This window comes from Providencia sp. PROV130 (assembly GCF_028482225.1).
GTDB lineage: Bacteria > Pseudomonadota > Gammaproteobacteria > Enterobacterales > Enterobacteriaceae > Providencia > Providencia rettgeri.
In genome coordinates, this window is the sequence record NZ_JAMPQC010000011.1 from 1 (window position 1) to 8,802 (window position 8,802).

Annotated in this window: 14 protein-coding genes; 3 read left to right on the top strand and 11 right to left on the bottom strand. The window is 32.4% G+C overall.

The features are described 5' to 3' along the window. Positions 1-63 precede the first annotated feature (63 nt). The 10 genes from PSF28_RS08625 to PSF28_RS08670 all read right to left on the bottom strand — a co-directional run bounded on the left by PSF28_RS08625 (position 64) and on the right by PSF28_RS08670 (position 6,762). A complete protein-coding gene (locus PSF28_RS08625) occupies positions 64-444 on the bottom strand; it encodes a hypothetical protein (RefSeq protein WP_272684931.1) in 381 nt (126 codons plus the stop codon). A gap of 334 nt (positions 445-778) precedes the next feature. After that, positions 779-1,909: a type II secretion system protein GspD gene (locus PSF28_RS08630; protein WP_272684932.1), complete on the bottom strand. Its 1,131-nt coding sequence runs from the start codon at positions 1,907-1,909 to the stop codon at positions 779-781. Next, positions 1,906-2,940 (bottom strand): zonular occludens toxin family protein, encoded by a 1,035-nt coding sequence (locus tag PSF28_RS08635; RefSeq protein WP_272684933.1) that lies wholly within the window; start codon positions 2,938-2,940, stop codon positions 1,906-1,908. The genes PSF28_RS08630 and PSF28_RS08635 overlap by 4 nt, the downstream gene beginning before the upstream one ends. 10 nt (positions 2,941-2,950) lie before the next feature. Further along, positions 2,951-3,241, bottom strand: coding sequence for a DUF2523 family protein (locus PSF28_RS08640; protein ID WP_272684934.1), 291 nt, complete (start codon positions 3,239-3,241; stop codon positions 2,951-2,953). Between the two features lie 8 nt (positions 3,242-3,249). Further along, complete coding sequence (locus tag PSF28_RS08645; RefSeq protein ID WP_272684935.1) at positions 3,250-4,464, bottom strand: hypothetical protein; 1,215 nt, start codon at positions 4,462-4,464, stop codon at positions 3,250-3,252. Positions 4,465-4,604: 140 nt separating this feature from the next. Beyond that, the gene (locus PSF28_RS08650) at positions 4,605-4,853 is read right to left on the bottom strand and encodes a hypothetical protein (RefSeq protein ID WP_272684936.1); all 249 of its coding nucleotides are present in this window, start codon (positions 4,851-4,853) and stop codon (positions 4,605-4,607) included. 7 nt (positions 4,854-4,860) lie between these two features. Continuing rightward, positions 4,861-5,130: a hypothetical protein gene (locus tag PSF28_RS08655; protein WP_272684937.1), complete on the bottom strand. Its 270-nt coding sequence runs from the start codon at positions 5,128-5,130 to the stop codon at positions 4,861-4,863. Positions 5,131-5,157: 27 nt separating this feature from the next. Continuing rightward, complete coding sequence (locus PSF28_RS08660) at positions 5,158-5,430, bottom strand: single-stranded DNA-binding protein (RefSeq protein WP_211888781.1); 273 nt, start codon at positions 5,428-5,430, stop codon at positions 5,158-5,160. Positions 5,431-5,447: 17 nt separating this feature from the next. Then, positions 5,448-6,575, bottom strand: coding sequence for a replication initiation factor domain-containing protein (locus PSF28_RS08665; RefSeq protein ID WP_272684938.1), 1,128 nt, complete (start codon positions 6,573-6,575; stop codon positions 5,448-5,450). Beyond that, on the bottom strand, positions 6,568-6,762 hold the full coding sequence (locus PSF28_RS08670) for a hypothetical protein (protein ID WP_102138581.1): 195 nt from the start codon (positions 6,760-6,762) through the stop codon (positions 6,568-6,570). Before PSF28_RS08670 ends, PSF28_RS08665 begins: the two co-directional genes overlap by 8 nt. Before the next feature lie 148 nt (positions 6,763-6,910). Between PSF28_RS08670 and PSF28_RS08675 the strand changes: the two genes are divergently transcribed. From PSF28_RS08675 to PSF28_RS08685, 3 genes are all read left to right on the top strand, one after another. Further along, complete coding sequence (locus tag PSF28_RS08675; protein WP_165123912.1) at positions 6,911-7,180, top strand: hypothetical protein; 270 nt, start codon at positions 6,911-6,913, stop codon at positions 7,178-7,180. Then, entirely contained in the window at positions 7,180-7,434 is a 255-nt protein-coding gene (locus PSF28_RS08680; protein ID WP_272684939.1) for a hypothetical protein, read from the top strand. Before PSF28_RS08675 ends, PSF28_RS08680 begins: the two co-directional genes overlap by 1 nt. 84 nt (positions 7,435-7,518) lie before the next feature. Beyond that, on the top strand, positions 7,519-8,301 hold the full coding sequence (locus tag PSF28_RS08685) for a DUF2971 domain-containing protein (protein WP_272684940.1): 783 nt from the start codon (positions 7,519-7,521) through the stop codon (positions 8,299-8,301). Between the two features lie 67 nt (positions 8,302-8,368). On the opposite strand, the gene PSF28_RS08690 is transcribed toward PSF28_RS08685, so the two are convergent. Then, positions 8,369-8,608, bottom strand: coding sequence for a YodC family protein (locus PSF28_RS08690; RefSeq protein ID WP_272684941.1), 240 nt, complete (start codon positions 8,606-8,608; stop codon positions 8,369-8,371). Between the last annotated feature and the right edge of the window lie 194 nt (positions 8,609-8,802).

Consider the following 8,802-nt stretch of genomic DNA (forward strand, 5'->3'; position numbering starts at 1 on the left):
ATGCGAACCTAAGTGTGAAATGAAGAAATCCCGCGTTCTGGCTGGTTAATAATGTTGGTTCGTTTAACCTTTAATTGCTGTTCTTATCTCTTGATTTATTTCATCCAAAAGTGTCGCTAGTTTAAAATACTCAGAAATATTGCTGATTTTAGACAAAAGCAGATTGTTAGTTTCTTCAGTAAGTGAAGCTAGACGTTTTTGTTGATCTTCTTCAAGCATTAAAAATAATAACAACGAAGCTGTAAAAATAGTTCTATAATCCATTCGATTCTTAAACGAAAATGACAGTAAATTCTGTGCAAAGTATTCCGGTAATTGAAACGTAATTTCCTGCTCTTCACTTGAAAAGTGAGCGTGCTCTAATGATAAATTTGAAAAATTTTTATCACATAACGCCCCATTAAGAAACCTTGATAAATAATTGATATCCAGTGATTTATTCATCTTATTTCCTCGTGTGTTTTAAACTGTATTTAGTGCTGCTATAAGTATCTTTTGTCTTCGACCATCATACTATCTCACTGTTAAACGTTATGCTAAAAATGGCTTAACAGGAGGCGCAAGCGCAGTTTCTTGCTTCTCGACAAGTCCCCCCTAGTATCGGCGGATTGATGAACGGTTATCTTTAAAACTATCGAATGCCGCCTTACATGCCTAACGGCATAAAACGACTAAATCATACATCATGATTGCCACTATAACGTTTTCTCATTTTCCAGCCATAAAAAATCTGCCTCCTCGCAAAGCTGCGGTGGCAGACTTTTTATGACCAGAAACCTCAAATCACTTTAACTTGTAGTAATACAATTATGTCTGTTTTTGTATTTGATTCTGATTTTCCTGACAAAAATCCTTTAGGTAAAAAGCTAAATCCAGTTTCACCTTCTTCAATTTTATTTTCAGCTAAACCACCTAATACGATAATATCACCACTTTTTACAGTGACATCAGTCACTATATCCCGCTTAATTAAAGTTGGTGATTGATTGACACCCGTATCTGTTTTGACAAAATTTGATAGTTGTTGTTGGATTTTTAAATCAATAGCCTGGCTTTTTATTGTCGGTTGAATATCAAATATCACCCCACTAGAACGATATTCAACAGATTGAACTGGGCGACCGTCCTGATATGTCACACTCGATAAAATAGGTACATCAGACCCGACACTAAAATTTCCTCTAGAACCTGATTTAACCCTCAATGTAGGACTGCTGACTACATGGAAGCGTTGATCTGTTCGGAATAACTCAATCATCGCATCTAAATTACCAGTATTAATGGTAATGAAATTTTCATAATTTTGCTTTGTCCCGATATTAATCCCTAATTTGCCTGATAATAATTTTGCCAATAGATTGATACCACTTCCTTCTTTTTCAATATCTTGTACTTCAAAAACATAACCAGTAACAACAACTTCACGCGATGGTGTATCAACTGCACTCAAGACACTCTGAACGCGAGAGATTTCATCTTTTGTACCGTAAAACACCAGTTTATCTCCATTAGCTGCTACTTCACCTTCTGACTTTAAAAAGCCTTGTAAATAATCAACATCACGATGGATCGGATTATAAACAAAACTTTGCTTACTAATTTTAGGTTCTGGAGGTTTGACTTTAACTAAATAAACAACGCCTTTTTTCTCATAAATACGAATATTCATATTCTGAAAATAACGAATGATAAATTGATTAAAATCTTGTTTTTCAGTGGCATGAAAACTAATTAAACTAGCATCATTAGCTAAATTAGGGTCAAGCATGTAAGGTTTTTGTAGCACTTCATCATAAATCAAAGAAATTGCTTTTGGTAAGGGCACAGCTTCCAATTTGAAATCTACGTTTTTTGCCTGAGATTGAATAGAACAAGCGCAAAATATGAGTACCCATAATAGTTTATTCACTGTACCCCTCCTGAATAGTAATTAACAAGCTGACCATCAATTTCGCCTTGCAAAAGCCTACCGTTAAATTGAAACTGACTACGCGGTTCAAGACGTAATTGTCCTTGTTTGTCGGCTAAAATGACGTATGCCTTCCCTTCCCTAATGAGTTCACCTGTAATACGCCATTTAGTCGATAAAACAGGTTTTGGTGGGCTGAAAGTTAAATTGGTAATCTGATTAGAATTGATAGGTTGAAAATGCGTAGATTGGGCAGGTTCTGTTTTATCGGTATTTAAATACTGATTGAAATACTGATAAACAAAATAAACAGAAACCAATATACCAATAGGCACAAGGATCATTAGAAAAAGCACTTTTTTTGATGAAAAAATAGACTGGCGTTTATCGGTTTTTAATGTATTAGGGTTGTTTCCTTCAACAGATTTATAAAGCTCAAAGATAGATTTATCGTATTTTTCCTGATAAAAATTCATTCGATTAGATTTAGTGATCTTGGCTCCTTGAAAAACATCAACTCGATACCGATTATTTAAACCTAATGAAACATGTTTTTGCATACGATAAGTCGTTTCAATACGTGCCTTGATAAAACGAGGTATATCACTAACCGTTTGATTAATTACAACTAAATCAGACATAACGCCAGTGTTTTTATTCACAAAATGACCATGTTCAGCAATAAAAGAACGATGATTTTTAGGGATATCCTTATCACTTCCCCAAACTCGCCAAACCTCATCAATTACAACTAAGTCACCCGCCTGACAAAAGGTATTCTGATTTTCCATAGACGGTAAAAAGTCTTCATCCAAACATTGACTATTTTCGACATGGACAATCGAGCCTAATTTATCTAAAGATAATTTCTTATATTGCTTTAAACAGTATTCCTTTATTTTTTCTTCATTCAACCCATAAATATTTGAAATAACACGACGACCTAACGCTATTGCAGGAACAATAACAGATTTTACAACTTCGTATGATTTACCTGAACGAGGTACACCGACATAAGCAGTAATTGGCACAATATCTTCCTCAACCAATAATAGGTAATCTACGAATAATAAACCGTGTTACCATTGCTGAAATGACTAAAGGAACACCTAATGGAAACTGTAATAAATTTAAGAAAAACCAAATTGCATCAGGTAAAGAACTAAAGAGATCAGATAAATTAGTTGATTTAGGTAAAAACCACTCAATAATAATGGGAATGAATTCAGTTGTTATATAAAAAAGAGAAAAAAATAAAAAGAATTTAGCGACAATGCCTTTAAAAATAAAACCAAATGCCCCACTGAATAGTGTTGTTAATAAACGCCCCATTATTTCACCTATGCACTTAATAATTTACGTAAAGCAATAAATGCCCATAATAAAGAAAATATAGATTCTATAATACTTCTGTTTTGCTCAATTAACGGGCAATGAGAATCAACTTTATAATTTTCATTAAAAAATGGAATGTTCCAAATTGGGCATTGAGCATTTCGTGATGGTAAATCAAAATTTTGTAAGTAAGGAAAAAATGATTTATAAGGCTGTAATATTTGCTCTGCTGTTGGCATATCTAAATCAGGGTATTTAATATCGTTTTCATCAAAATCATCATCCTTATCTGTTGGCGTTGTAGGTTTTGTTTCCGTAGTGTTATTTATAATTATTAAATTGTTATTACTTCCTGTTTTAACGCTCTCAAATAAATCATGAAAATAAACTGTTTGAGATTCGTTATTTTCTTTAAGAAGATTTTTTATTTCATCTTTTGTTATGGCATTAGAACTATTAAAAGGAATACCTTTATAATCTGGTTGTAACGATGCACTCATTAAGATTGCATTCAATAAATTAGCAATTTCATCTAATGAAACTTCAGTATAAGATAATGATTTCAGTAAGTCATCTAAGTCAATATTATCGGCTGGATATGGTATTCCATCATGAAAAACAACCTGTTTTTTTCCATGAAAAAAATATTGAGTATATGAACGATTTGGAATAAAACTACCGGAAGCATTAGTTAAGTCATAAGTTCCAGTGAAATAAACTGTATCACCTAAATCGGTTCTTAATCGAATATCCCGTAATGAAGAAAACTGACATGGTGCTTCACCGATGCATGTTATTTTATTATGCTGAACATCATATTCAAATAGTTGTGTAAGTAGTGACTCAGGCGAAGAACCCAGAAATTTTTGATTGTCGTAATCAATAGAATAAACTTTATCATTCCCTGAAAATAAGTCATTCTGTAAAGCATTCAGCCCATAACCAAGCCCTATCCAATTTAACGCATTTCCAGTTCTAATCAATGGAGATGATGCTGTCAATGCAGGCAAAGTCATTCTATTTACAGACGTTGCTGTTAATGTTGCTACCTCAGTGCTTGCTGCTCTTTTGGCAACAACATTTCCAAACAAACGAGGCAATAAAGCTCTAGCAACAAGAACTGGTGAAGAATAGACATACCCTATATATGAAAAAGCAAAAATAAAACAAGATAAAATAAAAATTAATTTTCGGATTTTATTATTACTGAAAAAGAGCATAAATAACCTCAAAAAAATCATCAATAAGAATTAAACCCTTGAATTACAGCCCATCCACATATTACCCCTGTAAAAAAGCTCATCAACTCCCACATAAAACCCCTTAATAATCAGAAAAGGGGCTGTAAAGCCCCAATGCATCAAAATGAATTAATCATGCGAGAGACTTTTCTAATTCCCATCACCACTACAGTAAGCCCCATAATAGAACCAGCTACAGCAACAACCCCTACAATAATTGGAGAAACATCAACTTGCTTAATGAGACCATCAAGATAATTACTATTTGTTACTGTATCATCAGCAGCAAAAGCAGATGAACTTAAAGCCATAGAAGCAACAACACCAGATTTTAAGTAAACATTAGAAATAATATTTTTGATATTCATATAGCACCTATAAATTTACCATTTTTATCATTCGCCCTAACCCATAACCTAATAAATAAAAGATTAAGACAAGCCCTAATCCTGCCCCAAAGATATTATTATTAAATTCCCCAAAGGAAGGATTATTTGAAATAACAGATGAATCATGAATAGCACTTGATTGTATTGATGAAATAACATTGTCAGGCAATTGCAATGCAATATCACTACACTGTGAAATATTACCAGCCTCGCTAGTATTGCAAATTCTAGCTTTGGTAAATTGGTTGTTATTCATGATTAAAACCTATTATTTAAAATTCAATTATTTTTTGTCCAGTGGTATTAATTTTGCCTTTTTTATTTTCAAAGAACCAAAATCACCAACCGAATAAGATGAATTATCTAATGTATAAAACCCAACGGGATATGGAGCTTCTTCCTTGTCTAATTGGATAATAAATCTTTCAGGATAAACACCACCATTATAAATGTAGGCATTTTGTTCTCTAAAAGTTAATACTTCACCTGTTTGTTTAGAGATAACTTGTTTGCTATTTACTTTTCCATCAACTTCATTAATTTCAATTTTCAACATAAATAAATACCTTATATTTAAAAAGGACACTGGTTCGTTTTTAGTTTTTCATTTAGTAACGTTTGATATATAGGAGGTATATCAAATCGTAAATTCATATCACTAATATGCTCTTCACGTATTATCATGGATAGAACTGTATTAATATCTCCATTAAAAAAATGAAATACTTTAGCAATATTGGCAGAAGCTTGTTTTCTCAACCATTTAACTTTAGCTTCTATTGAATCAATCGCTTTTCTACCAAATAATTTAGGAATTGATTGCGGTTTACTTGGATTTATTTGAGCGGAATAAGCACAAAGCCCTGTATAAATACCTGCAATATTAAGAAGCACATCAATAGATATTTCTTTTAATTCAACTTCTGAGCGATACCAGACACCAGAAATTTTTTGTTCTAATGCTTTATTATAAATACGCCAATAAACACGTGATTGCCTAGAACCTACGTTTACTATTTCTTTAGTCGGGCAACCATTAGAATCAATAGCTTGAGAGGTTTCTAATTTCGGTTTTGGACCTTTACCACCATAAAATGCATCATCTTTGTACGCTTGTAGTGCAGCAGTACAAGTATAAATACCATCATAATCATCAGTAGCTAAATCTAATCTTTTTAATCTAATAATATCCAAATGGATTAACCACTTATGGATTTTTTGCGGCGTTGTTCCACTAAAAACATGAGCACAACCTTTACCTGAAATCTGAACATAAAAAGTGTCTTTATTACCGCCCCAATAAACAACGCCAAAATGCTCAACACCGCCTTCATCACTATATAGTAACGCTGAATCTTGATAAGCGAATCCACCCTTTCCTCTTGGTGCTCCCATGACTAAACCAAATACTGATGAAAGCCATGATTTTAAGCGAGAGAAATAGCATGAAATCAAATCTGTTTCATAACGATTACGCTGTTCATCGGTCATACTAGAATGAATAATCTCAGGTATGTCTTGATAGTTGTCATGAGTAAAAGTGATATCACGATGCTGATATTGTTTATATGAAGGTAAAAATTGAAATTTTCGCCATTCAAAACCTGTTTCTTGAAAGGTATGAACATCTTTCATAACAGAAATAGGTGCAGAAAACGCCAAAAAATCAATAAGTACAGATCTTTCCTGTTTATCAGACATTATGACTCTCCTGATACCCAGTAAAATCCCCTGATTCCGCTGTTGTTGGCGCTAAAATGAAGTTATCACTAAAGTAACAAGAACATTCTTTAATCAATTCATCAAAGGAACGATAAAAATCCCAGTCAATGCCAACCTTGGCATTAACTCCGTATCCTTCAATAAAATCAAAATAAATAATGTTCATTCTTCACCGCCACAAGAAACATGTATACATGTAACAAATAACATTTAATGCAAAAGTATACATGTGACATGTTACATGTCAACAAATAACAGACAAGAATAGCGAAGAGAATTACAATAGGTTTTTACTTGCTGGGGAGATATTGGTCATGCCTGAAAATATTAAAACGACGATTAGGCTAAAAAAGCAGGAAGCAATAGAACTTAAAAGCCTTGCTTTTGAGCTTACGAAAGAAGCCATTATGATGGGAAAGCAGAAAATTTATACAGAATCTGATATTGCACACTTTGCTATCGAAAACCTAATTGATCTTATCGTGTTAGACGATAATGGTGATCTCTCTATGATTGATCTAAATACTTATAAAGATATCAAGCAATTAGGACTACCCTATAAACGTAGAAAGAAACAGTCATAATGACCAAGAAAATAAAATTACTAATAGATGATGTATGCTTAGAGCTTGATATATTAGAAGAAATCTACGACTTAGCAAAGCTCGCATTGGCTCAAAAAGCATCTGATCTTAAAAATGATGAAGAATTAATCGAAAAATACCTTCTTAGAAAGATAAAACAAAGTTCATTTAGCGAGGAAAAGGCAACAAAAAGAGTCGTTGTTGTCAATACAGACCCATTTGGGACGATGGCTGAAAGCCCGAAGTTATCCTGAGACTACCCCCGTAGTACAGCACGGGGGTTTTCAAATTTTGCTGAATCCAAGTGTTTTATTAATAAATTCTTCGAGTAATAATCAATGATACTATATAAATACTTATCTGTTTCTAGAGTTCTTGAAATACTAAATGATGAAAGAATTGCATTTACGACTATGGATTTATTTAATGACCCATTCGAATTTTCATCAATGAAAATTAGTCAAGATAAAAATCTGATTGATGTTAATATTGTAGAGCACGTTAAAAGAATAGCTATAAATAATAATTATCCAATATTATGTTTAACAAGACAGCCTCTAAATCCATTGATGTGGAGCCATTATGCAGATAGCCATAAAGGAATAGTTATAGGGATTAATATTTTAAAAACAAACTTTACTAGTGAAGATGACAATATAATACCAGCTCAATATGGGAATATCATATATACGCAAACTAAGCCATTATACGACTATGTTTCAAAAGAAAATTTTGAACGGACAGTAATCGGAGAAACATGTTGTTATCAAAGTAATAATCTAGAGAAGTTACAAAGGAGATACTTATATAAATCAAGTCATTGGAGTTATGAAGAGGAAGTTAGAATTGTCAAGTGTGCAAAAAGTAACAGCTTAAAAGTTAGCGATGAAAATAATAAAGTATATTTTTATAGTTTAAATTTGGATATGATTGATAGTATATTCATTGGTATTAGAACTCCCAAGAAAGATATAAATGAAATTTTAATAAAATTAGACGAGAAAATTAAAATATATGAGTGTAAAATTAACAAAGGAACTTGGGATATGAAAGCAAAAAAGGTGGAAATAGAAAATGTATTCAAAGATAAGACTAAAAGTTTAAAATTCAAACCGATTTAATCAAGTTACTCATATACTATCTATTAATGCTTAAATTCAAAAAAATAGATAGTATATAATTAATATATTAACTATTATTCACGCCCAAACCTGATAGATCATCAACATCATTTGGATTATTATTTTTAATTATAGCCTTATCTAACATATGTTCAGCAAAAACATCATTATGTCGATTATTTTTTTCAAACCAACAACAGTGGACATGAAAGAAATCATTTCCAGCATATTTAACTGATTTTTCAACAGTCATACTCGGACCGCCAGATTTAAGAACAACAACATCGCCATTAGCAAATTTACTCATACACACACCTCTAATTACGTTTAGGTTCTTCTAATAAATAAGGTCAATTTTAGTAAAAACAAGGTTAAAATATAATTTATTTGATTCGCACAATGCACTCTATGTGTAAAGACGAACCCTCCCGATTGCGGTAAACCCCAACCCCATTTTACCGCAATCGGTCAGAACCCTTTTGTAACATAGCGTAATACATT

Excerpts from the sequence above, each read along its gene's own strand:
- PSF28_RS08655 (WP_272684937.1), bottom strand. The coding sequence starts at position 5,130 with ATGAATAACAACCAATTTACCAAAGCTAGAATTTGCAATACTAGCGAG.
- PSF28_RS08670 (WP_102138581.1), bottom strand. The coding sequence starts at position 6,762 with ATGAACATTATTTATTTTGATTTTATTGAAGGATACGGAGTTAATGCC.
- PSF28_RS08645 (WP_272684935.1), bottom strand. The coding sequence starts at position 4,464 with ATGCTCTTTTTCAGTAATAATAAAATCCGAAAATTAATTTTTATTTTA.
- PSF28_RS08675 (WP_165123912.1), top strand. The coding sequence starts at position 6,911 with ATGCCTGAAAATATTAAAACGACGATTAGGCTAAAAAAGCAGGAAGCA.
- PSF28_RS08680 (WP_272684939.1), top strand. The coding sequence starts at position 7,180 with ATGACCAAGAAAATAAAATTACTAATAGATGATGTATGCTTAGAGCTT.
- PSF28_RS08650 (WP_272684936.1), bottom strand. The coding sequence starts at position 4,853 with ATGAATATCAAAAATATTATTTCTAATGTTTACTTAAAATCTGGTGTT.
- PSF28_RS08640 (WP_272684934.1), bottom strand. The coding sequence starts at position 3,241 with ATGGGGCGTTTATTAACAACACTATTCAGTGGGGCATTTGGTTTTATT.
- PSF28_RS08685 (WP_272684940.1), top strand. The coding sequence starts at position 7,519 with ATGATACTATATAAATACTTATCTGTTTCTAGAGTTCTTGAAATACTA.
- PSF28_RS08660 (WP_211888781.1), bottom strand. The coding sequence starts at position 5,430 with ATGTTGAAAATTGAAATTAATGAAGTTGATGGAAAAGTAAATAGCAAA.
- PSF28_RS08690 (WP_272684941.1), bottom strand. The coding sequence starts at position 8,608 with ATGAGTAAATTTGCTAATGGCGATGTTGTTGTTCTTAAATCTGGCGGT.
- PSF28_RS08625 (WP_272684931.1), bottom strand. The coding sequence starts at position 444 with ATGAATAAATCACTGGATATCAATTATTTATCAAGGTTTCTTAATGGG.
- PSF28_RS08665 (WP_272684938.1), bottom strand. The coding sequence starts at position 6,575 with ATGTCTGATAAACAGGAAAGATCTGTACTTATTGATTTTTTGGCGTTT.